The organism is Variovorax sp. GW821-FHT10C12, from assembly GCF_059415405.1.
On record NZ_JBWKNE010000007.1, the window covers coordinates 94,746 to 116,745 of the forward strand.

Annotated in this window: 22 protein-coding genes and 1 pseudogene; 10 read left to right on the top strand and 13 right to left on the bottom strand. The window is 65.8% G+C overall.

The genetic code is table 11. The features are described from left to right. Positions 1-7: 7 nt before the first annotated feature. Genes AC07OH_RS25100 through speD form a run of 4 tightly spaced genes read right to left on the bottom strand, consistent with a single transcriptional unit; the run spans position 8 to position 3,491 of the window. A complete protein-coding gene (locus tag AC07OH_RS25100) occupies positions 8-1,399 on the bottom strand; it encodes an aminopeptidase P N-terminal domain-containing protein (protein ID WP_495302522.1) in 1,392 nt (463 codons plus the stop codon). Positions 1,400-1,405: 6 nt separating this feature from the next. Beyond that, on the bottom strand, positions 1,406-2,362 hold the full coding sequence (locus AC07OH_RS25105; RefSeq protein ID WP_495302523.1) for a hypothetical protein: 957 nt from the start codon (positions 2,360-2,362) through the stop codon (positions 1,406-1,408). Beyond that, complete coding sequence (locus AC07OH_RS25110) at positions 2,359-3,087, bottom strand: nucleotidyltransferase family protein (RefSeq protein WP_495302524.1); 729 nt, start codon at positions 3,085-3,087, stop codon at positions 2,359-2,361. Before AC07OH_RS25110 ends, AC07OH_RS25105 begins: the two co-directional genes overlap by 4 nt. Positions 3,088-3,101: 14 nt before the next feature. Further along, on the bottom strand, positions 3,102-3,491 hold the full coding sequence (gene speD, locus AC07OH_RS25115; RefSeq protein WP_489060511.1) for an adenosylmethionine decarboxylase: 390 nt from the start codon (positions 3,489-3,491) through the stop codon (positions 3,102-3,104). 148 nt (positions 3,492-3,639) lie between these two features. Here speD and AC07OH_RS25120 point away from each other — a divergent pair, with 148 nt between their 5' ends. The 3 genes from AC07OH_RS25120 to AC07OH_RS25130 all read left to right on the top strand — a co-directional run bounded on the left by AC07OH_RS25120 (position 3,640) and on the right by AC07OH_RS25130 (position 7,521). Further along, complete coding sequence (locus AC07OH_RS25120; RefSeq protein ID WP_495302525.1) at positions 3,640-5,745, top strand: transketolase family protein; 2,106 nt, start codon at positions 3,640-3,642, stop codon at positions 5,743-5,745. Positions 5,746-5,808: 63 nt separating this feature from the next. Continuing rightward, positions 5,809-6,810, top strand: coding sequence for a type I glyceraldehyde-3-phosphate dehydrogenase (gene gap, locus AC07OH_RS25125; RefSeq protein ID WP_056575024.1), 1,002 nt, complete (start codon positions 5,809-5,811; stop codon positions 6,808-6,810). 111 nt (positions 6,811-6,921) lie between these two features. Then, entirely contained in the window at positions 6,922-7,521 is a 600-nt protein-coding gene (locus tag AC07OH_RS25130; RefSeq protein ID WP_083259363.1) for a hypothetical protein, read from the top strand. 18 nt (positions 7,522-7,539) lie between these two features. Here the strand turns inward: AC07OH_RS25130 and AC07OH_RS25135 are convergent, their stop codons facing one another. The 3 genes from AC07OH_RS25135 to AC07OH_RS25145 form a co-directional block, all read right to left on the bottom strand. Beyond that, positions 7,540-8,139 (bottom strand): hypothetical protein, encoded by a 600-nt coding sequence (locus tag AC07OH_RS25135; RefSeq protein ID WP_495302526.1) that lies wholly within the window; start codon positions 8,137-8,139, stop codon positions 7,540-7,542. Positions 8,140-8,154: 15 nt separating this feature from the next. Next, positions 8,155-8,745, bottom strand: coding sequence for a hypothetical protein (locus tag AC07OH_RS25140; protein WP_495302527.1), 591 nt, complete (start codon positions 8,743-8,745; stop codon positions 8,155-8,157). A 94-nt stretch (positions 8,746-8,839) separates the two neighbouring features. After that, the gene (locus AC07OH_RS25145) at positions 8,840-9,148 is read right to left on the bottom strand and encodes a putative quinol monooxygenase (RefSeq protein ID WP_489060518.1); all 309 of its coding nucleotides are present in this window, start codon (positions 9,146-9,148) and stop codon (positions 8,840-8,842) included. Positions 9,149-9,368: 220 nt separating this feature from the next. Here AC07OH_RS25145 and AC07OH_RS25150 point away from each other — a divergent pair, with 220 nt between their 5' ends. Next, positions 9,369-9,659 carry a YciI family protein gene (locus AC07OH_RS25150; RefSeq protein WP_062473524.1) on the top strand — a complete coding sequence of 97 codons (291 nt, stop codon included), beginning with the start codon at positions 9,369-9,371 and terminating at the stop codon, positions 9,657-9,659. A 24-nt stretch (positions 9,660-9,683) separates the two neighbouring features. On the opposite strand, the gene AC07OH_RS25155 is transcribed toward AC07OH_RS25150, so the two are convergent. Beyond that, complete coding sequence (locus tag AC07OH_RS25155) at positions 9,684-10,766, bottom strand: pirin family protein (protein ID WP_495302528.1); 1,083 nt, start codon at positions 10,764-10,766, stop codon at positions 9,684-9,686. A 146-nt stretch (positions 10,767-10,912) separates the two neighbouring features. Then, positions 10,913-11,329 carry a VOC family protein gene (locus AC07OH_RS25160; protein ID WP_489060522.1) on the bottom strand — a complete coding sequence of 139 codons (417 nt, stop codon included), beginning with the start codon at positions 11,327-11,329 and terminating at the stop codon, positions 10,913-10,915. A 163-nt stretch (positions 11,330-11,492) separates the two neighbouring features. Here AC07OH_RS25160 and AC07OH_RS25165 point away from each other — a divergent pair, with 163 nt between their 5' ends. Further along, positions 11,493-13,067 carry a CYTH and CHAD domain-containing protein gene (locus AC07OH_RS25165; RefSeq protein WP_495302529.1) on the top strand — a complete coding sequence of 525 codons (1,575 nt, stop codon included), beginning with the start codon at positions 11,493-11,495 and terminating at the stop codon, positions 13,065-13,067. Positions 13,068-13,098: 31 nt separating this feature from the next. On the opposite strand, the gene AC07OH_RS25170 is transcribed toward AC07OH_RS25165, so the two are convergent. The 4 genes and pseudogenes from AC07OH_RS25170 to AC07OH_RS25185 all read right to left on the bottom strand — a co-directional run bounded on the left by AC07OH_RS25170 (position 13,099) and on the right by AC07OH_RS25185 (position 17,401). After that, positions 13,099-13,935 (bottom strand): DUF6216 family protein, encoded by an 837-nt coding sequence (locus tag AC07OH_RS25170; RefSeq protein WP_495302530.1) that lies wholly within the window; start codon positions 13,933-13,935, stop codon positions 13,099-13,101. A gap of 18 nt (positions 13,936-13,953) precedes the next feature. Further along, the gene (locus AC07OH_RS25175) at positions 13,954-14,430 is read right to left on the bottom strand and encodes an FKBP-type peptidyl-prolyl cis-trans isomerase (protein WP_062473516.1); all 477 of its coding nucleotides are present in this window, start codon (positions 14,428-14,430) and stop codon (positions 13,954-13,956) included. 110 nt (positions 14,431-14,540) lie between these two features. Beyond that, on the bottom strand, positions 14,541-16,307 hold the full coding sequence (locus tag AC07OH_RS25180; RefSeq protein ID WP_495302531.1) for a hypothetical protein: 1,767 nt from the start codon (positions 16,305-16,307) through the stop codon (positions 14,541-14,543). A gap of 132 nt (positions 16,308-16,439) precedes the next feature. Then, positions 16,440-17,401 (bottom strand): annotated as a pseudogene (locus tag AC07OH_RS25185) (LysR family transcriptional regulator). 86 nt (positions 17,402-17,487) lie between these two features. On the opposite strand from AC07OH_RS25185, the gene AC07OH_RS25190 reads away from it, so the two are divergent. From AC07OH_RS25190 to AC07OH_RS25210, 5 genes are all read left to right on the top strand, one after another. Next, a complete protein-coding gene (locus AC07OH_RS25190) occupies positions 17,488-17,874 on the top strand; it encodes a DoxX family protein (RefSeq protein WP_495302532.1) in 387 nt (128 codons plus the stop codon). A gap of 39 nt (positions 17,875-17,913) precedes the next feature. Then, on the top strand, positions 17,914-18,501 hold the full coding sequence (locus tag AC07OH_RS25195) for an NADPH-dependent FMN reductase (protein WP_495302533.1): 588 nt from the start codon (positions 17,914-17,916) through the stop codon (positions 18,499-18,501). Next, on the top strand, positions 18,498-19,355 hold the full coding sequence (locus AC07OH_RS25200; RefSeq protein ID WP_495302534.1) for a pirin family protein: 858 nt from the start codon (positions 18,498-18,500) through the stop codon (positions 19,353-19,355). Before AC07OH_RS25195 ends, AC07OH_RS25200 begins: the two co-directional genes overlap by 4 nt. A gap of 94 nt (positions 19,356-19,449) precedes the next feature. Next, entirely contained in the window at positions 19,450-20,655 is a 1,206-nt protein-coding gene (locus AC07OH_RS25205; RefSeq protein WP_495302535.1) for a M20 aminoacylase family protein, read from the top strand. A gap of 39 nt (positions 20,656-20,694) precedes the next feature. Next, a complete protein-coding gene (locus AC07OH_RS25210) occupies positions 20,695-21,669 on the top strand; it encodes a tripartite tricarboxylate transporter substrate-binding protein (protein ID WP_495302536.1) in 975 nt (324 codons plus the stop codon). The last annotated feature ends 331 nt before the right edge of the window (positions 21,670-22,000 follow it).

Genomic DNA, 22,000 nt, shown 5'->3' on the forward strand with positions numbered 1-22,000 from the left:
TTCGCGCTCAGGCGCGCATCAATGCCTCGATCTCATCCGCCTTCACTGGCACCCCTCGCGAAATCAGTTCGCAGCCCGTGGCCGTGACGATCGCGTCGTCCTCGATGCGGATGCCGATGTTGTGGAATTTTTCGGGCACGCCCTCGCCGGGCCGCACGTAGATGCCGGGCTCCAGCGTCAGCACCATGCCCGGATGCAGGATGCGGCTCGGGCGGTTCTTGATGAGTTCGTTGGACAGCGGGTCCTTGCGCTCGCTCACCTCGCCCACCTGCGTGGGTTCGACATAGCTGCCGCAGTCGTGCACGTCCATGCCCAGCCAGTGGCCGGTGCGGTGCATGTAGAACTGGAAGTAGGCGCGCGAGTCGATCACGTCGTCGACGCTGCCGACCTTGTTGCCGTCGAGCAGGCCCAGATCGAGCATGCCCTGCGCCAGCACCTTCACGGCCGCGTCGTGCGGGTCGTTGAAGCGGTTGCCGGCCTTGGTGGCGGCGGCCGAGGCGTCCTGGCTGGCGAGCACCAGGTCGTACAGCGCGCGCTGCGGGCCGCTGAACTTGCCGTCGGCCGGGAAGGTGCGGGTGATGTCGCTGGCGTAGCCGTCGAGTTCGCAGCCGGCGTCGATCAGCACCAGCTCGCCCTTGCGCACGGGCGCGGCGTCGGCGCGGTAGTGCAGCACGCAGGCGTTGGCGCCGGCCGCGACGATGGAGCCGTAGGCCGGGTACTGTGAGCCGCCCAGGCGGAACTCGTGCAGCAGCTCGGCGTCGAGGTGGTACTCGCGCACGTCCTTGCCCTCGCGCAGCATGCGCGCCGACAGCTGCATCGCGCGCACGTGGGCGCGGGCGCTGATCTGCGCGGCGCGGCGCATGATGTCCTGCTCGTGCGCGTCCTTCACGAGGCGCATCTCGTCGAGCGGGCCGCACAGGTCGCGCTGCTCCTCGGGGCACAGCGCGCCGTAGCGCACGCGTGCGCGCACCGACTGCAGCCAGCCGTCGATGCGGGTTTCCAGGCCCTTGTGGGTGGCGAAGGGGAACCACACGGTGGAGCGGTTCTCGAGCAGCTTCGGCAGCTTGGCGTCGAGGTCGTTCACCGAGAAGGCCTCGTCCACGCCCAGCGCGGCGGGGGCTGCGTCGGGGCCGAGGCGGTAGCCGTCCCAGATCTCGCGCTCCAGGTCTTTCGGCGCGCAGAACAGCGTGGCGCGGCCATCGCCCGCCAGCACCAGCCACGCGTTGGGCTCGGTGAAGCCGGTCAGGTAGTAGAAGTAGCTGTCGTGGCGGAACAGGAAGTCGCTGTCGCGGTTGCGCTGGCGCTCGGGCGCGGTGGGAACGATGGCGATGCCGTCCTTGCCCAGTTGCGAAGCGAGGCGCGCGCGGCGCTCGGCGTAGATCGTGGTGTCATTGAGCATGGGATTTCACTTTCGATACGGTGCAAGTCCGGGGTCCGCGGGTACCAGATGCCGCCATGGGAACACATCCTGCGCAAAGTGGCTGACGTAGCCGTCGATCGTTGACTGGATGACCATGAATTGCAGCCCCTGCCGCGCGCCCTGCAACTGCTGCAGCTGGGCCAGGTCGAGGCAGGTGTTGCGCAGCCTCAGCACGCGCAGCTGCGCGCCCACGGGGCTGTGCAGCAAGGCCTCGTAGTCTTCGAAGGCCGTGATGCCGCCGGGCGTCCGGTCGGCCGGCCACGCCATCTGCTGCTCGGTGGATTCGGAAAAATCCAGCAGCCTGAGGCCCGGCAGCTGCGTTGCGGCGGCCAGGTGGCGAATGAAGTTCTGCGTGTCGAAATGCGCGCCGACGCACAGGCTGGTCAGTTGCGGCAGCGGCACGGCGAAGAAGTCGGCGTTCGGTGGGTTCGGCACCGTCAGCTCGCTCAGGTGCGGCGTCTTGCGCACCCAGCGCGCGATGTCGCCGCCTTCCTCGAGGATGCCGTCGCTGGTGCAGACGAGCGACTGGTTGTGGTCCTCGGGCTGCGTCGGCTTGATGAACAGCGAGCGCAGGCGGGGGAACATCACCGGGCTCTCGAGCAGCGGCGTGAACATCCATTCGCGCGAGCCGTTGGCGCCGCTGTCGGGGCCGCTGTCGGGGCCGCTGAACGACAGCGAGATGATGCAGTCGGCCACGTCCTGCCGGCTCAGGCAGGCCAGGGTTTCGTCGAAGGCGTCGCCCCAGGTGTCGCCGAAGTAGTCGACGTGCCAGCCCTGGCGCATGGGCGCGAGGCTCAGGCGCGTGAAGTCGCTCACGTAGAGCGGCACGGTCAGCGGGTCTTCGGGCGCACCGTCGTTGCGTTCGGCGGCGGTGGCCAGGGCCAGGTCCTGCAGGCGCTGCGGCAGCAGGCGCAGGGCGTCGGGCAGCGGCGCGAGCGTCATGCGCCCGCTGCCGGCGCGACCCCGGCGTTGAGTTGCTGCAGGCGCTGCGGCGTGCCCACGTCGGTCCAGTCGCCGGTGTAGAGCTCGGCGCTCACCTGCTGGTTGTCCATGGCAGCGCGCAGGATCGGTGCCAGCGGGGCCTTGATGCCGCCCGGATTGCCAGCCGGGATGTCGCAGTACGGCGGCGCGAACAGCGCGGCGCGGTACAGGCCGATGGTCGAGAAGGTGTACTTCTCGGCCGCCTGGTTCAGCGCGAGCCCGTCGGCCGAGAGGCCGAAGTCGCCCTTGAGGTTGTGCGCCGGGTTCGGCACCAGCCACAGGTGGGCGAGCTTGCCGCTGGCCAGGAAGCGGTCGACGGCGGCCTGGGTGAAGCGAAAGCCGGGCGCGAAGACGTCGCCGGCAGCGACCCAGAACACCTCGCCCAGCAGCGGCAGCGCGCGCACGATGCCGCCGGCCGTTTCGAGCGCACCGCCGAAGTCGCGGCCCTCGTCGGAATAGGAGACAGACAGCGCACCACGCCCGTCCAGCACGGGGCTCGCGCCGAACCGGGCGGCGACCTGCGTGCCCAGCCAGTCGGTGTTGACCACCAGCTCGGTGAAGCCGCCCTCGGCCAGTGCTTCCATCGGCCACTGCATCAGCGGCTTGCCGCGCACTTCGAGCAGGGGCTTGGGCGTGGCGTCGGTCAGCGGCCGCATGCGTTCGCCGCGGCCGGCGGCCAGGATCATCGCGCGCACCGCCATCACCGCACCGACCCGGCCACACGGCCGCGTTGCAGTTCGTTGCGCTCGCTGTGGCGGGGCTGGAACAGCGCCACCAGGCAGGCCATCAGCGCATGCGCCTTCGCCGAGTGGTCGGCGCCGAAGTTGCAGACGTACACGTCGAGCGTCACGCCGCGCTGCTCGGGCCAGGTGTGGATGCACAGGTGCGATTCGGCCAGCAGCAGCGTGGCCGTCACGCCGCCCGGCCCCTGCGGCGTGGCCGGAAAACTGTGGACCAATTTGCCCACGGCCTGCAGCCCGGCGGCCGTCACGGCTTTGGTGCAGACCTCGCCGAGCGCGCGCCCGTCGGTGAGCCATTGGAGGCCGCATTGGCAGTCGTGGAGATCGGCGGTGAGGTGCAGCCCTTGCATGGGGGCAACTCTAGCAGCCGGGCCTGCGACACAAGAGAGCATCAGCGGGGTGTTGGCCCTGTATCGAGGCCGGGCGCGGCTCGCCCGGTAAAATCTCGGGTTCTCCCGTATCCCCCACCCACCCTTTTCCCCCGAAAGCCCACTGCCCATGGCAAACCAAGCCCTGATGGCCAACGCGATCCGCGCGCTGGCAATGGATGCCGTTCAACAAGCCAATTCCGGACATCCGGGCGCACCGATGGGCATGGCCGACATGGCCGTCGCCCTGTGGGGCGAGCACCTGCGCTACAACCCCGCCAACCCGCACTGGTTCGACCGCGACCGCTTCGTGCTGTCCAACGGCCACGCCTCGATGCTGATCTACGCGGTGCTGCACCTCACGGGCTACGACCTGCCCCTGGCCGAGATCAAGAACTTCCGCCAGCTGCACAGCAAGACCGCCGGCCACCCGGAAGTCGACGTCACCCCCGGCGTCGAGACCACCACCGGCCCGCTGGGCCAGGGCATCACCAACGCCGTGGGCTTCGCGCTGGCCGAGAAGCTGCTGGCCGCCGAGTTCAACCGCAAGGACCTGTCCATCGTCGACCACCACACCTACGCCTTCCTGGGCGACGGTTGCATGATGGAAGGCATCAGCCACGAAGCCTGCGCCCTCGCTGGCGCCTGGCACCTGAACAAGCTGATCGCCCTGTACGACGACAACGGCATCAGCATCGACGGCCAGGTCAAGCCCTGGTTCATCGACAACACCGAAGAGCGCTTCAAGGGCTACGGCTGGAACGTCGTCGGCCCGATCGACGGCAACGACGCCAAGGAAGTGGCCAAGGCCATCGCCAAGGCCAAGAAGGAAGCCACCAAGCCCACGCTGATCGTCTGCAAGACCACCATCGGCAAGGGCAGCCCGAACCGCGCCGGCACCGCCAAGGCGCACGGCGAGGCGCTGGGCGCCGAAGAAATCAAGCTCACGCGCGAAGCCATCGGCTGGCCCTACCCCGCTTTCGAAATCCCGGCCGAGGTGTACGCCGACTGGGACCACAAGGCCGAAGGCGCCAAGACCGAAGCCGCCTGGAACGACACCTTCGCCGACTACACGGCCGCGTACCCCGAACTCGCCGCCGAGTTCACGCGCCGCATGAAGGGCGAGCTGCCCAAGAACTTCCACCAGGTCGCGTTCGACACCGTGGTCGCCGCCCACACCAAGGGCGAAACCGTGGCCAGCCGCAAGGCCAGCCAGCTCGCGCTGGAAGCCTTCACGGCCGCGCTGCCCGAAATGCTCGGCGGCAGCGCCGACCTCACGGGCTCCAACCTCACCAACACCAAGAGCACCGCCGCGCTGCGCTTCGACGCCAAGACCGGCGCCGTCGTGCTGAACGCGCCCGCCGCACCGGTGGTGCCCCAGGGCGGCGAGGACGAAGCGGCACAGGGCGATGCCGTCGAGCCGCCGCACGGCGAGATCGGCCGTCACATCAACTACGGCGTGCGCGAATTCGGCATGGCCGCCATCATGAACGGCGTGGCGCTGCACGGCGGCTACATCCCCTACGGCGGCACCTTCCTCACCTTCAGCGACTACAGCCGCAACGCCATCCGCATGGCCGCGCTCATGAAGCGCCGCGTGGTGCACGTGTTCACGCACGACTCCATCGGCCTGGGTGAAGACGGCCCGACGCACCAGTCGATCGAGCACGCCGCCTCGCTGCGCCTCATTCCCAACCTGGACGTCTGGCGTCCGGGCGACACGGCCGAAACCGCCGTGGCCTGGGCCGTGGCGCTGCAGAACCAGTCGCGCCCGACCGCGCTGCTGCTGAGCCGCCAGAACATCGCCTACGCCGCCAAGAGCGACCTGGGCGACATCAGCCGCGGCGCCTACGTGCTGTCCGAGCCCGAGAACGTCGGCCTCAAGAACAAGAAGACGGCCGCCGTCATCATCGCCACCGGCTCCGAGGTGCAGCTCGCGCTGGCCGCCCAGAAGCTGCTGGCCGACAAGAAGATCGCCGTGCGCGTGGTGTCGATGCCTTCGACCACCACCTTCGACCGCCAGGACCTGGCCTACAAGAAGGCCGTGCTGCCCAAGAAGATCCCGCGCGTCGCGGTCGAAATGGGCTGCACCGACGGCTGGTGGAAGTACGGCTGCGCGGCCGTGGTCGGCATCGACAGCTACGGCGAGTCGGCCCCCGCGCCCGTGCTGTTCAAGCACTTCGGTTTCACGGCGGAGAACGTGGCCGCCACCGTGGAAGCGGCCCTGCGCGACTGAGCGTCGCGCGGTTCGTCCTCTTCCCGTCCGATCAAAAGTTTTTCAACCTTAGGAGCAAGTCAGATGGCTATCAAACTCGGTATCAACGGCTTCGGCCGCATCGGTCGCAACGTGCTGCGCGCAGCCGTGCAGAACTTCAAGAACGACATCGAAATCGTTGCCATCAACGACTTGCTCGAGCCGGAATACCTGGCTTACATGCTCCAGTACGACTCGGTGCATGGCCGCTTCAAGGGTGAAGTCACGGTCGAAGGCAACACGCTGATCGTCAACGGCAAGAAGATCCGCCTGACGCAAGAGCGCGACCCGTCGCAGCTCAAGTGGAACGAAGTCGGCGCCGACATCGTGCTCGAGTCGACCGGCCTCTTCCTCACCAAGGAAACCGCGCAGAAGCACATCGACGCAGGCGCCAAGAAGGTGATCCTGTCGGCTCCCTCGAAGGACGACACCCCCATGTTCGTCTACGGCGTGAACGACAAGAAGTACGCTGGCGAAGCCATCATCAGCAACGCCAGCTGCACCACCAACTGCCTGGCCCCGCTGGCCAAGGTGCTGAACGACAAGTGGGGCATCAAGCGCGGCCTGATGACCACCGTGCACGCCGCCACCGCCACGCAGAAGACCGTGGACGGCCCGAGCAACAAGGACTGGCGCGGCGGCCGCGGCATCCTGGAAAACATCATTCCTTCGAGCACTGGCGCAGCCAAGGCCGTGGGCGTGGTGATCCCCGAGCTGAACAAGAAGCTCACGGGCATGAGCTTCCGCGTGCCGACCTCCGACGTGTCGGTGGTCGACCTGACCGTCGAACTCGTCAAGGACGCCACCTACGCCGAGATCTGCGCCGAGATGAAGGCACAGAGCGAAGGCGCGCTGAAGGGCGTGCTGGGCTACACGGAAGACAAGGTCGTCGCCACCGACTTCCGCGGCGACCCGCGCACCTCGATCTTCGACGCCGAAGCCGGCATTGCGCTGGACGGCACCTTCGTGAAGCTCGTGAGCTGGTACGACAACGAATGGGGCTACTCGAACAAGTGCCTCGAGATGGTGAAGGTCGTGTCGAAGTAAGACGACAGACGCCAAAAGAAACGCGCCCTCGGGCGCGTTTTTTATTGGCTGCGCGAAGTGTGCTCCTGCGCCTCCTAGAATCAAATAACAATTCATTACGAGGAGAAGCACGTGATTGCAAGACTGGCTGGCATCTGCGCAGGTGCCCTGTTGATCGTGGGCTGCGCTCACCGGGCGGAAGTCGGGAGCACGTCGGCGGCTTACGAGGTCCGCCGCGACCGGGTCCAGTCGAGCAAGGCGTATGTCGCTGTGTCGAGTGATCTGGCGACGCTCGAGAAAACCGTCAAGCCGGGCCACATCTGCGGTCCGCACAACTTCCCGGTGGCACTGGGCCCAGCCATCAAGACGTCCATCGTGCGCACGGTCTCGGGGGCGCACTCATCGGTGGTGCCAATTTCGACAGCCTCGGAAGCGGGCCGCGATGGCGTGCTCTACACCTTTGCCCTCGATGACTTCAACCCGCGCCTGCGGTTCCAGCCGGGCTTCTTCGTTCCCACCGCGGATGCGAGCGTCGAGATCTCCATCAAGACCACGGCAGTTTCCGCCGATGGACGGGAACTCGCGACGACCACGGTGCGCGGCTTTGGCCAGGAGTCGCTCGATGGCCAATGCCCCGTGGGTGCGGAAGCCCTTGGGAAAGCCACCGAAAAGGCAATCCGGGTCTCGCTGGAAAACTTCGTGGCGCGTGTGATCAATCAGCGTCTGGACTGACGTCCGTCTGCGAAAGCCTCAGCGCAGCTTCTCGTTGCGCCGAATCTCGCTGCTGAGCTGCGCCGTCATCCGCGTGGCGGCGCGCCGTGCGGCCAGGCCGTAGTCGCCGTTGAACTCGCCGAACTCCGCCGTGCCGTTGCCGACCGCGCGCACGCGCGTGACTTCGGCGCCCGCGGTGTCCGTCACCACGCAGGCCACCTCGGCCGTGAACGAAGTGGGCGGCCAGGTGATCCACGAGGACGAGCTCGAATCGGTCTTGATCTGCGGCGTGAACACCAGCGACACGCCCGCCGCTTCGTTCGCCTTGACATCGCCCGCAGTGCGCAGCACGACCACGTTGCGGTAGACCGCGCGCAGCGCGTCGCGGATCGATTTCTCGAGGTCGCGGTACGGGTAGTAGCTCACGCGGTCGCCGCTGCCGCCAGCGGTGGTCACCTGCAGGTCGCGTTGCGCGTCGGTCATCACGTAGGCCACCTTCTTGGGGATGAGGTGGGCGGCCGACCGGGGCGGTGCAGTCTCGGTGATCATCGTGATCGGGTGGGCGCAGCCGGCCAGCAGCACGGCGGTTGCCAGTGCTGCGGCCAGTCGGGGCATCGGAGAAGTAAGAAGAAACGTCATGGTGCTTCTCTGGCCTTACTGCGCAGACGGCGCGATGGCCGCGACGAATTGCGGATCGGCATACACCTGCCGCAGCAGCGCCCGCACCAGCCGCGGGTACGCGGCCTGTCCGGCGGGCACGGCCACGATGTTGGCGTAGCTCGAATCGAAGGCGATCTCGCCGCGGTAGGTCTTGCGCAGCGTCTGCGCGGCGTTGCGCGTGACGGTGACTTCGACGTCCATGCGGCCCGAGCCGTTGACCACGCCCAGGTCGAGCTCGTTGACGAGGATGCGCGCCGCGATGCGGGTCGGCGCCTTGGGGTCGTAGACCGAGATCTCGCCCAGGTCACGCATCAGCGCGTCTTCGAGGTACTGGGCGAAAGTGCCGCTGGGCGACACCAGCCTGGCGCGGCGCAGCCGCAGGGTGTTGAGGGCGTCATTGGGGTCCGTGGGCTGCACCTTGCCCACCGCGACCTTGCCGGGGTTGTGCGCCTCGAGCCGGTCGAGCGCCTCGTAGTCGGCGGCATAGGGCGGTGCGCCGAGCTGTGCGCAGCCGGTGGCCAGTGCAGCCAGCAGGAGCGCGCCAGTGCGCCAGCGCAGACCCTGCGGCCTGGAGACGATCGCCATGTCTTGAACCCCCTCGTCCGAGATGTCTTCTTCTCCCCGGCGCGAGGGTAGCAGGCATCGCGCCGCGCGCGAAGACAGCGGCGGCGCGGCCGGCTCAGATCGGCTCGAGCACGTGGATGCGCTTGCTCTCGGTGAACTCCCGGGTCTGGGCGCTGAAGGCCGCCATGTGCGGCGCGACCCCGTGCGCCTGCAGGGCCGGGAGCGAGGCCCACTTCTCGATGACCACGAAGGTGTCGGGCCCGAAGCTGGCCTTCGACGGCGGAATGCCCTGCGCGTCGATCGTGGCCCCGTACTCGATGCAGCCCTCTTCGGCGAGCACGGCGGCGCGGTTGGCCTTGAAGGCTTCGAGCAGGAGGGCGCGCTGGCCGGGCTTGGCGGTGATGACGGCAACGACTTGGATCATGGAACAGGGTCTCCGTTGAAGTGAGGTGATGCGGTGAAGGGAACGACCGAATCTACGAGATCGCGCACGGTCGCGCAGGTCCGGTGGGCGACAAGGCGCCAGCCGGCCGGCGCATGCACACGCCGCATGCGAGAGTTACCGGCGAGACACACACTCGCCCCGCCGCTGTCGCGCCGAGGTCATAGGATCGGGTCATCTTCCGCATCGACCTGCCTTTGCCATGTTCATCGTCACCCTGACCTACATCCGTCCGCTCGAGGAACTCGACGCTCTGATGGATGCGCATGTCACCTGGCTCAAGAAGCACTACGCCAGCGGCCTGTTCGTGGCTTCGGGGCGCCAGGTGCCGCGCAAGGGCGGCGTGATCCTCGCGCGCTCGGGCGACCGCGAGGGGCTCGAGGCGGTGCTGGCGCGCGACCCCTTCGTGCAGGGCGGCGTCGCGCGCACCGACGTGATCGAGTTCATCCCCAGCATGACCGCGCTGAGCGTCGAGGTGCTGCGCGGCTACTGAGGCCCGCGCGGCCGGGCCCGCCGATCAGGCCCCCGGCACTTCCTCGCGCCCGTCCGGGTGCCGCGCAAAGCGCGCAGCCTCGGCGCCATGCACCGGCGCCGGGTCGGCCCAGGGCCAGCCACCGAACTGCGTGCGACGGTAGTCGGCCATCGTCTGGGCGATCTCGGCCTGCGTGTTCATCACGAACGGGCCGTACTGCGCCACCGGCTCGCCGATCGGGCGGCCCTGCAGCAGCAGGAACTCGCCGTCGCCCTCGGGGCCGTTGCACAACTCCACGGCCGCGTCGGCACGCAACTCGATGGCTGCCGGCCCGTCCACGCGCCGGCCCGCCACCTGCGCGGTGGCGCCCTTGAAGAAGTACAGCATGCGTCGCGTGCCCTCGCCCGTGGCGGGCGGCAGCGTCCAGCGCGCGCCGGGCGTCATGCGCAGCGTCCAGATCGCGAGGTCGGCGCCGGCCTGCGCGGCCCACGAATCGGGCGGCGGTGCGAGCGGGTCGATGGCCGCCTGGGCCTGTGCGTCGTCGGCGCCGAAGCGCCCGGCGATCACCGCCACTTCGGTGCGGCCGCCCTGCGCGTCGTCCGAGGCGAAGCGCGGAATCGCCTCCGACCAGAACATCGTGAAGTGCGGCTCGGCCATCTTGTTCTTCGCCGGCAGGTTGAGCCAGATCTGGAACAGCTCCAGCGGGTTCGGCGCACCGGCGTCCAGCAGCGGGAACATCTCCGAATGCACGATGCCCTTGCCGGCCGTGAGCCACTGCACGTCGCCGCCGCCGAAGCGCGCCGTGGCGCCCAGCGAGTCGGAGTGGTCGACCAGGCCCTTGCGCACGATGGTCACCGTCTCGAAGCCGCGGTGCGGGTGCGAGGGAAAGCCCGGCACCGTCTCGCCGTGGTACATGCTCCAGCCGTCCTTGCGGCTGAAGTCCTGGCCGATCTGGCGGCCGGCCAGCGAGGCCTCGGGGCCCATGCGGCCGTTGCCCTTCGGGTACGCGTCGTCGTGGTAGACGCAGAACAGGAACGGGTCGAGGGTCTGCCACGGGAAGCCGAGTGGCTGGACCTGGACGATGGGAGACGGGCTGCTGCTCTTGCTGTTGTCGTTGCTGTCGGACATGTCGGGACTCCTGGGTGGGGTGGGCACGGCCGCCATGCGGGCCGTGCCTGAACCAGGAATATCGGGGCGCCGCCGCCTTTCGGTAGGTGCCTTCCGCGCAACGATCAAGAGCGCATATGGAACGATGGGCATCGTCCGGCCCGGTATCACTGCCCCGGCATCACGGCGTTCGGGTCCATGTAGACCAGTTCCCAGATGTGGCCGTCCAGGTCCAGGAAGCCGTGGCCGTACATGAAGCCGTAGTCCTTCGGCTCGCGCGGCGTCGTGCCGCCGGCGGCCACGGCCTTGGCGACCAGTTCGTCGACCTCGGCGCGGCTCTCGCACGACAGGCACACCAGCACCTCGTTCTCCTTGCGGGTGTCCGTGATGCCCTGGCTCGTGAAGGTCTTGAAGTAGTCCTCCATCAGCAGCATCGCGTGGATGCTGCCCTCGTGGATGACCATGCAGGCGGCGTTGGCGTCGGTGAACTGCGCGTTGAAGGTGTAGCCCAGCGCGCCGAAGAAGGCCTTGCTCTTGTCGAGGTTCCGGACGGGGAGGTTCACGAAGATCTGCTTGGTGGCCATGGTGTCTTTCCTGTGTCGATGAAGGTTGAAGGGGGTGTTTGCCGACGTCTTGTGTACGCCGTCCACAAAAGATAACAAAGAAAATGGACGGTGTCCACATTATTTTTCGATCCACCGGAATCGGCCGGCACCACGTCGCTTTGGGGGAAAAAGAGCGGGCATCATGAACACCATGGAAATCGAGTTCAAGTTCTGCATTCCCCCCCACCGCCTGAAGGCCGTCGAAGCCGCGTTGCGGCGCGGCGCCGTCGTGCGCACGCGCCTTCAGGCCCGCTATTTCGACACTGCCGACCAGCGCCTCGTGGCCGACGGCATGGTGCTGCGGCTGCGCAAGGAGGGCCGGCGCTGGGTGCAGACCGTCAAGGCCGCCGGCGACAACGCGCTGCACCGGCTCGAGCACAACGTCGACCTGGGCACCGGCGCCGCCGCGCCCGCCATCGACCCCGCGCGCCACGCCGGCACGCCCGTCGGCGAGCGGCTGGCCCGCCTGCTGCAGCCGGCCGATGGCACTGCGGTGCCGCTGGTCGAGCGCCAGTCGACCGACATCGTGCGGCTCACGCGCGACCTGCGCGTGAGCGGCCCGGGCGGCGCCGTCGTCGAGATGGCGCTCGACGTCGGCAAGGTCGTCGTGCACGCGGGCACGCCTGCGCAGCGCACCTCGCCCGTGTGCGAGCTGGAGCTCGAACTCAAGAGCGGCGACGTGCAGGGGCTCGTGGCGCTCGCACGGCGCTGGTCGCAGCAGCACGGCCTGTGGTTCAGCACCGTCTCGAAGGCCGAGCGCGGCATGCGCCTGCTGGCCGAGCAAGAGACCGTGCCCGCTATCAAGGCCGAAGCGCCGCGCTTCCCGGCCCACGGCCTCGACGGCCGCACCCTCCAGCAGGCCGTGGTCGCGTCGTGCCTGGACCAGATGCTGCCCAACGCCAGCGAGATCGCCGCGGGCAGCACCGACGAAGAACAGATCCACCAGCTGCGCATCGGCATCCGCCGCCTGCGCACCGCGCTGCGCGAACTGGCGGGGCTCGATGCCGACACCAGCCGCTTCGACGCCGCCGCGTGGGAGCCGCCGCTGGTCGACGCCTTCCGCGCGCTCGGCGAACTGCGCGACCGCGAACAGGTCGTGAAGCTCGCGCAGCCGCGGCTGCGTGAAGCGGGCGCGCCGGAGGTCGATCCGCTGGCGGGCGATGCCGACGGTGCTGCTGCCGCGCCGGCACTGACACCCGGCGACATCGTGCGCGCCGCCGCGTTCCAGGACGTGCTGGTGTCGCTGATCGGCTTCACCGCCGCCACGCCGCCGTCCACGGGGTCCGCACCGCTCGCCGCCGACGAGGCCCGCCAGCAGTTGCGCGAACGGCTCCAGCGCCTGCACAAGCAGGCCGTGCGCGATGGCGAGCGCTTCGAATCGCTCGCCACCGAGCACCAGCATCGCGCGCGCAAGCGGCTCAAGCGCCTGCGCTACCTGGCGGAGTTCGTCGCGCCGTTGTTCGCCGAAGCGGACGGCAGCAAAAAGAAGAAGGACGCAGCCGGGCGCTACCTGAAAGCCCTGCGCCCCGCGCAGGACGCGCTGGGCGAGTTCAACGACGAGGCGGTCGCGCTCGCGCTGTACCGCGAGGTCGCATCGCGCGACCCGCGTGCGTGGTTTGCCGTGGGCTGGTTCAGCGCGCGACGCGCGGCGGGTGCGAAGGCGTGCCGCAAGGCGCTGGAGACGATCGGCGAGGCGCCGAGGTTCTGGAAGAAGTGACGGTGCTGTTGCGGCACCGTCAGCGCTGACATCAGGTCGAGAGGCCCAGGCTCAGCTGGGTGCCCGGCACGGCCGGGTCGATCTGCCTCCCTGCGAGCTTCTTGGCAGAAACCCCTGCGACCCAGGAAAAGAAGCTCATCCAGAACAGCACGGCGCTCACGCCGAACAGTTTGACGGACGACCAGAACTGTTCGGCAAGCGTGCGCTTGAGAAAGGCATTGGCGCCGCTGTCCGTGAGGATCGAACAGAGGATGCCCACCTCCTGCTCGGTGAATCCGCTGCGCTGTGCGTTGGCGCTGGCAGGGCGTGTGCAATCCGCGGCCTTCAACGATCTGGAGCCGAACGGAATGATCGAACCGAGACTACCGACCTGTGTGGGTGTCGCGAAAAAGTACCGTTGTGTCGCGTTGAGGGTCATGAGAGTTCGGTCAAGAAACAAGCTGCCGAAACTCAGTGCGGCGACAAGCAGCCACCAGAACAGCCCTGCCGCCCTCAGCTTTTGAGTGAACCCTGATGGCAGCTTGTCCACTCTGACCTGCCGGGCATCCGGATCGAAGAAATCACCGCACAGGCGCAGGCGGTACATCTGCACATCATTCAGCTTCGTCCAGCGAATGAGTTCATGTGCCTTCTCGAGCGACGAAACGGGAACGCCTGCCAGGATGCGGAACGAGATGAAGCTCGCCTCTTCCTCGGCGAACGCCCGGATTTCGGGGTCGGCAATTTCTTGCTGCCCACGAACAAATTGCCAGAGGCGATGGACGACGACCTGCCGTGATCCTGCGCGCAGGATGGCCCAGACGAACGCAAATGCGATCAACGCTGGCGGCAGGAGGCCCAGAAACCCGGAAACGCTGGAGAACTCCATCGGGTGCGCGGCTGCTTCTTAGTGATGGTGCCCGTGCGCCCCATGCACATGCCGGTGCTCGATCTCCACCGGTAGCGCCGCGCGCACGTCCGTCACCTGCAGGCTGAACTTCAGCGCCTTGCCGGCCCAGGGGTGGTTGCCGTCGAGCAGCACGACCGGGCCCTTGATCTTGGTCACGGTGAAGACGTGCTCGGTGCCGTCGTCGAGCCGGCCCTGCAGCTGGCCGCCGACCTTCACGCCGGGCGGGAACTCGGTCTTGGGGATGGTGCGCACCAGCGCCTCGTCGCGCAGGCCGAAGGCGTCTTCGGGGGCGAGGTTCAGCGTGGTCTGGTAGCCCTTTTCCTGGCCGTCGAGCGCCTGCTCGATCTTGGGCAGGGTGTTCTCGTAACCGCCATGCAGGTAGGCCATCGGCTCGGGGCTGGCTTCGATGAGCTTGCCCTGGGCGTCGGCGACTTTGTACTTGAGGGTGACGACGGTGTCTTTTTCGATTTTCATTTCGCTTGAGATAGGTTTTTTGCGTGACTTAAATATAAACGACGGATAAGGGGTGAAAAGATAATAACCCAAGATGGCTAAACCCATCTGTGGCTATATGGATGGGAAAATCATTTGGTAATCAAGAGTGATTCAATATTTTCTTCGTTGAATTTGATGTTTTTTTGTTTGAGATTTTTATAATATGAGTCATATCTCAATTCCATATACTTGAATCCCTGCGATACAGAACTAATCGATCGAGGGTTTGATGCTAATTTTACAAACAACATCAAAATTGCATCCAAATAGTCGTGGGCGTGTTCGATTAGCGATTTTGTGTATGCAGGGGTCCGACCGCTATGAACAATAATGTTTCTGGTTCGATAAATTCGACGAATTTGCCACCCTAAACGAATGCTGTGCGCGTCTAGTGCAGAAACAACATTTGAAGGTTCAGTCAGGACTTTCGATAAGTACTCAAAACGATCGCGAAGCAAGTGAAAGTTACCAAATTCGGTAACTAGTTTTGCGCGGCGCTCTGCATGCAAATCCGAGATCATCAATCGCATCAGCTTATGCGTGAGTTTCTTGCCCTCCACTTCTTTGAGAATTTCCTTTGCAATATCTCTATTCCACCGAAGTAGATCTTTGACCAAATTGTTGATCAATCGCTCGATATAGTTAAGATTCAGGAACGGCAGCACCGAGTCAATGATGTGTTCAATATTGGAAATATCTTCATTCTTGGTTTCTGAGGGAATTAAGGATTCGAGAGAAATCCAAAGATTAAGTATCTGATTTTCGTATGCATTGCTAGACAGCGCCATAGAGTGAAGCTGAGTGCTTCTCATGAATTTTGCGAAGGAGTTCTTTTCAAGTGAAAAGTCACTTAATAACGCCTTGAGCCTCGTGCCAGCAACTGATTTCAGTAAGTCGGCGCATTTATGCATGGCATTGATGGGGCTCGAGATTTGAAAGCTCTCGTTTGACGCGACGCTTTGAACGATGCAGTCAAGACGCCAGTCTGGATTCTCTTTGTGATGAAATATTGTTAGTAAGGTCGCGCTGAGCTTTAGTCTGTATTCGGCTGCGTTTCTCGCACTATGCATATCTTTTGCTTCTATTTTATTAATTGAGGCAAATACTTGCTGGTCGGAGGTTGAGCCAAATTTCGGGTACCGAGCAAGATCAATTCCGTTGGGTGGCGTGCGTGAAATTACCAGGCCAAGAGGACTCAATGCATCTGCTAAATGCTCAAATATCGGGGCGACCCTAAAAATAACATTAAATTCGAGATTTTTGGCGGGGAAAAGCGATAAAAATGATTCAATCGCAGATGAGTCGGGAATTCTATTTTTCCCAGTGCAAAAAAACGAAGTGCAGACGTCTCGAATGTGTCTCTGATCGAACCCCGCCGCGATCAAAGATGTGATATAGCTTCGAGTGAGTCGACGAATTTCGGAAAAGGACTGCCTGCCCATTATTTCTTCTTGCAGAAGCTCTTCGTTTTTTTCTTTGTACTTCAATATTGATAGGTGTACGGCCAAAAAACTCAGAACGGTCTCAATCGATTTTAGGCTGCTCTTTGGATTTTTTAGTGTTGGAAAGAAAGATGAGGCGGATAAAGGGACTAAGGCTTGTGCAACCCGATCTTTTTCAAAATTTGCGCAAAATTCTGCGTTTACATGAAAGATGTTTGGCCCTTTAATATTTCCCTGATCAATTTCCCTTGCTACCTCTAGAGCTTCTATGCAAAGAAGGCCGGTATGCATTACTGACGGTTTGTAAGTGTCTAAGGAGAAATCAAAAAGCATCTCTTCCAGCAACTGGGAAAAATAAACAAACCCTGTGCATTGCTCTGGGGCATCCCATTTTTTTAAATTTCTAAATTTCATAGTGGTCGGTGCCTTGTGCTTTGCTGGTCGAGGAGAGCGTGCTGCTTATTGATGGATTTTGTTTTGGCTTCTCTTTGTAGGGCAAATTTCGTATTGCTGAACCACGTATCTACCCTGAAGGTGCCAAGACAATCATGCGTGTCGAATCACTTCCTCGTGTGCTGATTGAACTCGCCACGCAGGGATATCAGGCAACTCTCCCTCGCGGCTTGAGAGCTTCTCGAACACCATCTGGATGAACGCCGACACCGCCAACGGCAGGTGCTTGCGGCTCGGATACAGCACGGTCAGCCCTTGCCCCGTGCGCTGGTATTGCGGCAGCACCGGCACCAGCCGCCCCCCTTCCACATCCACCCGCCCCATCGACGGCGGCAGCAGCGCGATGCCCAGGCCCGCCACCGCGGCCTTGCGCAACGCCTGCGCCGTGTTCCCGCTGAAGCGCCCGGTGACCTGCACTTCTTCCTCCGTTCCGTCCGGCCCGACCAGCCGCCAGGTCGCTCGCCCGCTCGGATGCGCCGCTGTCACGCAGTCGTGATCCACCAGATCCTGCAGCGTGGCAGGCGCCCCGTGCGCGGCGATGTACGCGGGGCTCGCGACCAAGCCGTCCGTGCGCGGCCCCAGCAGCTTGCGGCCGACATAGCCTGAATCGGGCAGCGCGCCGCCGCGGAACGCCACGTCGATCTGCGCTGCGATCAGGTCGGCTTTCGCATCGCTCAGCACGAAATCGAGGCGCACCAGCGGATTCGCCGCCAGGAAGTCCGCCACCCACTCCATCGGGAAGAAATCGAAGAAATCCGCCGTCGCCGCCACGCGCACGAGCCCGCTCGGCGCCTGGTTGCCGGTGATCAGGGCCTGCCCGGCCTCGACCAGCCCGTCGACCGCCCCGCGCAGCGCTCGTGAAACGCCTGGCCCGCGCTCGTGAGCGTCAGCTTGCGGGTCGAGCGCTGCATCAGCCGCGTGCCCAGCTGCGCCTCGAGTTGCTGGATGCGCCGGCTCACGGTGTTGGGCGGCAAGCCCAGGCGGCGGGCGGCTTCGGCAAAGCTGCCGTGGCGCACCACCTGCACGAACATGGCGATGTCGTTGAGGTCGAGCATGGGGGGCGATTCCTTCGATAGATGGATGAGTGCAATACGACTCTACCGTCTAGTCGATCAATGGGTGCGACCCTAACCTTGTACCCATGACTTCCTCATCCTCGCTTTCTCCCCTCCAGCGCCGCATCGTCTGGGGCGTTCGCATCGTCCTGGCGCTGGCTTTCGGCGCGGCCGGCGCCGCCAAGCTGGCCGGCGTGCCGCAGATGGTCCAGGTGTTCGAGGCCATCGGCTTCGGCCAGTGGTTCCGCTACGTGACGGGCGTGGTCGAGGTCGGCGGCGCGTTGCTGCTGCTCGTGCCTGCGACCGGCTTCCTCGGCAGCCTGCTGCTGGCCGCGACCATGGCCTGCGCCGTGGCCACGCACCTCGTGCTGATCGGCGGCAACCCCGCGCCGGCCATCGTCCTCACGCTGCTTTCTGCCTTCGTGGCGTGGCGGCTGCGACCCCTGTCGCGGCCGGCTGCCATCGCGGCCTGATCCCTCTTTCGTCCCCACCCCATTCAGGAGCAAGTACCTATGACCTCACAGCAAAAACCTCTCATCGGCATCGTCATCGGCTCGACCCGCGAAGGCCGCTTCGGCGAAAAGCCCGCGCACTGGATCCACGAGATCGCGAAGCAGCGCACCGACCTGGCCTTCGAGCTGGTCGATCTGCGCGACCACCCGCTGCCCTTTTTCAACGAAGCCGGCGCGCCCGCCTGGGGCCCGGTGAAGAACGAGGCCGCGCAGCGCTGGCAGGCCAAGCTGGCGACCTTCGACGGGCTGATCATCGTCACGCCCGAGTACAACCACGGCCCGAGCGCGGTGCTGAAGAACGCGATCGACTGGGCCTACAAGGAGTTCATCCGCAAGCCGATCGGCTTCGTGGGCTACGGCGGCGTGGGCGCGGCGCGGGCTGTGGAGCAGCTGCGGCTGGTCGCGGTCGAGATGCAGATGGCGCCGGTGCGCCATGCGGTGCACATCGGCATGGTCGAGTTCCTGGGCATCTGGCAGCAGGGCAAGTCCTTCGACGACTTCCCGCACCTGGCGCAGTCGGCCACGGGCCTGCTCGACGACATGGCGTGGTGGACCCGCGCACTGAAGACCGCCAGGGAGGCCGCATGACCACCGCAGTTGTTGCCACCGACACCCGCGCCATCGTCTATCGGACGCGCGGCGCCAGGCACGGGCCGATCACGCGGCTCATGAGCCCGGGCGACCTGGGCGAATACCTCAAGCCCTTCGTGTTCCTCGACCTGTTCGGCTTCGATGTCGACGGCGGCCACAAGGGCTTCGGCCTGCACCCGCACTCGGGCATCGCCACGCTGACGTGGCTCATCGAAGGCGACACGCTGTACGAGGACACGACCGGCGAACAGGGCGTGCTGCGCGGCGGCGGCGTCGAGTGGATGCGCGCCGGCAACGGCGTGTGGCACACGGGCGCACCGGCGCCGGGCGTGACGCGCGTGCAGGGCTTCCAGCTCTGGGTGGCGCTGCCGGCCGCTGAAGAAAACGCGCCCGCGCAGAGCATCTACCTCGCGCCTTCGCAGGTGCCGCAGGAAGGCCCGGCGCGCGTGCTGCTCGGGCGCCATGGCGCGGTGCAGAGCCCCATTCCGGCGCCCTCGCCGATGAATTACCTGGCCGTGCAGCTGAAGGACGGCGAACGCTGGCGCTACACGCCGCCTGCCGGCCACACGGTGGGCTGGGTCGCGGTGAACGTGGGCCGGCTCGACGCGGGCGACGGCACCGGCGGCCCCATCAGCACGGGCGAGCTCGCGGTGTTCGAGGAGTCCGACGCGGCCATCGACGTCGTGGCGCAGGGCGACACAGCCTTCGTGCTCGGCTCGGCGGTGCCGCATCCGCACGAGCTGGTGATGGGCCATTACTCGGTGCACACGAGCCGCGCGACGCTCGACCGGGGCGAGGCCGAGATCCGCCGCATCGGCGCGAAGCTGCGCGAGGAAGGCCGACTCGGCTAGCCTGAACCACGCGTAAGCCAGCATGCGCCGCGCGGGCGGCTGCGCCAGAATCGTTCGCTTCTGTTTTTCGCGAACGATCCCGCAGCCGCCCGCCATGAATCTCGTCGACGCCTTCGCCGCCCACGCCACCCGTTTCATCGACATCCGGCGCGACATCCACGCCCATCCCGAACTCGGTTTCGAGGAGCACCGCACCTCCGAGAAGGTCGCGAGCCTGCTGACCGAATGGGGCATCGAGGTGCACCGCGGCATCGCGGGCACGGGCCTGGTCGGCGTGCTGCGCAAGGGCACGGGCACGCGCTCCATCGGCCTGCGCGCCGACATGGACGCGCTGCCGCTGCACGAAGCCAACGACTTCGCTCACAAGTCCACCCACCCCGGCCGCATGCACGCCTGCGGCCACGACGGCCACACGACGATGCTGCTGGCCGCCGCCTGGCACCTGTCGCAGCAAGGGCCGGATGATTTCGACGGCACCGTGCACTTCATCTTCCAGCCCGCCGAGGAGATGGGCAAGGCCGGCGCCAAGAAGATGATCGACGAGGGCCTGTTCGAGCGCTTTCCGTGCGACGCGGTCTTCGGGCTGCACAACTTTCCTGTCGGCGACGTCGGCCGCTTCGCGCTCAACGAAGGCGCGCTGATGGCATCGAGCAACACGTACAAGATCACCGTGCGCGGGCGCGGCACGCACGCCTCGATGCCGCACACCGGCATCGACCCGGTGGCCGCGGTGGTCACGCTGGCGCAGCAGCTGCAGACCATCGTGGCGCGCACCATTCCCAGCACCGAGCGCGCACTGCTGGCGGTCACGCAGCTGCAGGGCTCGGATGCGCCCAATGTGATTCCCGACGTGGCGACGGTGGGCGGCACGATCCGCACCTTCTCCATCGAGGCCATCGACAAGCTGGAGGCGCGGCTGCGCGAAGTGGCGGCCGGCGTGGCGGCGGCACATGGCTGCACCGCCGAGGTGTACTTCAACCGCTCCTCGCCGCCGACCGTGAACCATCCGGCCGAGGCGCGCTTTGCCGCGGGCGTGATGCGCGAGGTGGTGGGCGACGACATGGTCACCGACAACTTCCCCGCCGTGATGGGCGCCGAAGACTTTGCCCACATGCTGCTCGCACGGCCCGGCTGCTATGCGTTCCTGGGCAATGGCGACGGCGACCACCGGCTCGATGGCCACGGGCCCGGCCCTTGCATCATCCACAACACCTCGTTCGACTTCAACGACGAGATCATCCCGATCGGTGCCAGCTATTTCGTGAAGTTGGTGCAGCGCTGGCTGCCGTCGGGCACCTGAAACACGACTTTTTTGTTGACGATGAAAGCGGCCACCTCGATGACTTTTCCCCTGTTCACCCGACGTTCGCTGGCTGCGCTTGCAGCCGCCGTGGCCTTGGGCGGCCTTGGTGCCGCGCACGCGCAGCAGCGCGTGATCCACATCATCGTGCCCTTCGGCACGGGCGCCGTGCAGGACACGGTGGCGCGCGCCTTCAACAACGAGCTGGGCGTTGCGCTCGGCGGCAGCGCCATCGTCGAGAACCGCGCCGGCGCGGGCGGCACGGTGGGCGCGGCGGTGGCGGCCAAGGCGCCGGCCGACGGCAACACGCTGGTGCTGGCGGCGGCCAGCCACAACATCGCAGGCTTCCTGTACAGCAAGCTGCCCTACGACCCGCTGAAGGACTTCGTCGGCGTGGCCAACGTGGGCAACGCGGGCTACGTGCTGGCGGTGGCCAGCGGCATGAACGTGGCGACCACGGCCGACTTCATCAAGGAGGTCAAGGCCAACCCCGGCAAGTACAACTACGCCTCGGCCGGCAACGGCAGCGCCACGCACCTGGCGATGGCGTCGTTCCTCGCGAAGGCGGGGCTGCAGATGACGCACATCCCGACCAAGTCGACCGGCGAGGCCGTGAACGAGGTGCTCGCGGGCCGCGTGCAGGCGGTGATCTCGTCGAGCATCGGCGTGATGGGTTTCCAGGACGACGCGCGCATGAAGCTGCTGGCCTCCACGGGCCAATCGCGCAGTCCCTTCCTGCCGAAGCTGCCGACGGTGGGCGAGAGCGGCCTGCCGGGCTACGCCTTCGATTCGTGGATTGGCCTCTTGGCACCGGCGGGCACGCCGAAGGCCGAGGTCGAGCGCATCAACGCGGCGGCCAACAAGGTGCTGGCCGATCCGGCGATCCAGGAACGCTTCAAGCGCCTGGGCGTGGAGCCGCGCAGCCAGAGCGTCGAAGCCTTCCAGAAGCTGCTGCGCGCGGATTGGGATGCGATGGGGGTGGTGGTGAAGGCTTCGGGGGCGAAGGTCGACTGACCTTCTTGTTGTCGTCCGGGTGGGTGCTCCTGTCCGGGGCGCGTGCCCGGGCCACCGGGTACTTCCCTCCGCGAATGTCCCCCGGGGCTTCGCCCCTCCTCCTTGATTTCGCTGCGGGAAGCACCCAGTGTCCCGGGCACGCTGGGCGCTGTCGTTGTGCTGCCCGATCAAATCACCGCACTGCCCAACGATCACGTCGATGGGGTGCCTTGCGCAGCGAAATCAAGGAGGAGGCCGCAGGCCGGGGGACATTCGCGGAGCAAGGTGCCCCGTCGGCGGGATCGCGCCCCGAACAGCCCGTTCGTTCACAGATATCACAGAACCCCAGCGA

Bases quoted from the DNA above. Each gene is read 5' to 3' on its own strand.
- AC07OH_RS25100 (WP_495302522.1), bottom strand. From the start codon at position 1,399: ATGCTCAATGACACCACGATCTACGCCGAGCGCCGCGCGCGCCTCGCT.
- AC07OH_RS25105 (WP_495302523.1), bottom strand. From the start codon at position 2,362: ATGACGCTCGCGCCGCTGCCCGACGCCCTGCGCCTGCTGCCGCAGCGC.
- AC07OH_RS25110 (WP_495302524.1), bottom strand. From the start codon at position 3,087: ATGATCCTGGCCGCCGGCCGCGGCGAACGCATGCGGCCGCTGACCGAC.
- speD (WP_489060511.1), bottom strand. From the start codon at position 3,491: ATGCAAGGGCTGCACCTCACCGCCGATCTCCACGACTGCCAATGCGGC.
- AC07OH_RS25120 (WP_495302525.1), top strand. From the start codon at position 3,640: ATGGCAAACCAAGCCCTGATGGCCAACGCGATCCGCGCGCTGGCAATG.
- gap (WP_056575024.1), top strand. From the start codon at position 5,809: ATGGCTATCAAACTCGGTATCAACGGCTTCGGCCGCATCGGTCGCAAC.
- AC07OH_RS25135 (WP_495302526.1), bottom strand. From the start codon at position 8,139: ATGACGTTTCTTCTTACTTCTCCGATGCCCCGACTGGCCGCAGCACTG.
- AC07OH_RS25140 (WP_495302527.1), bottom strand. From the start codon at position 8,745: ATGGCGATCGTCTCCAGGCCGCAGGGTCTGCGCTGGCGCACTGGCGCG.
- AC07OH_RS25145 (WP_489060518.1), bottom strand. From the start codon at position 9,148: ATGATCCAAGTCGTTGCCGTCATCACCGCCAAGCCCGGCCAGCGCGCC.
- AC07OH_RS25150 (WP_062473524.1), top strand. From the start codon at position 9,369: ATGTTCATCGTCACCCTGACCTACATCCGTCCGCTCGAGGAACTCGAC.
- AC07OH_RS25155 (WP_495302528.1), bottom strand. From the start codon at position 10,766: ATGTCCGACAGCAACGACAACAGCAAGAGCAGCAGCCCGTCTCCCATC.
- AC07OH_RS25160 (WP_489060522.1), bottom strand. From the start codon at position 11,329: ATGGCCACCAAGCAGATCTTCGTGAACCTCCCCGTCCGGAACCTCGAC.
- AC07OH_RS25165 (WP_495302529.1), top strand. From the start codon at position 11,493: ATGAACACCATGGAAATCGAGTTCAAGTTCTGCATTCCCCCCCACCGC.
- AC07OH_RS25170 (WP_495302530.1), bottom strand. From the start codon at position 13,935: ATGGAGTTCTCCAGCGTTTCCGGGTTTCTGGGCCTCCTGCCGCCAGCG.
- AC07OH_RS25175 (WP_062473516.1), bottom strand. From the start codon at position 14,430: ATGAAAATCGAAAAAGACACCGTCGTCACCCTCAAGTACAAAGTCGCC.
- AC07OH_RS25180 (WP_495302531.1), bottom strand. From the start codon at position 16,307: ATGAAATTTAGAAATTTAAAAAAATGGGATGCCCCAGAGCAATGCACA.
- AC07OH_RS25190 (WP_495302532.1), top strand. From the start codon at position 17,488: ATGACTTCCTCATCCTCGCTTTCTCCCCTCCAGCGCCGCATCGTCTGG.
- AC07OH_RS25195 (WP_495302533.1), top strand. From the start codon at position 17,914: ATGACCTCACAGCAAAAACCTCTCATCGGCATCGTCATCGGCTCGACC.
- AC07OH_RS25200 (WP_495302534.1), top strand. From the start codon at position 18,498: ATGACCACCGCAGTTGTTGCCACCGACACCCGCGCCATCGTCTATCGG.
- AC07OH_RS25205 (WP_495302535.1), top strand. From the start codon at position 19,450: ATGAATCTCGTCGACGCCTTCGCCGCCCACGCCACCCGTTTCATCGAC.
- AC07OH_RS25210 (WP_495302536.1), top strand. From the start codon at position 20,695: ATGACTTTTCCCCTGTTCACCCGACGTTCGCTGGCTGCGCTTGCAGCC.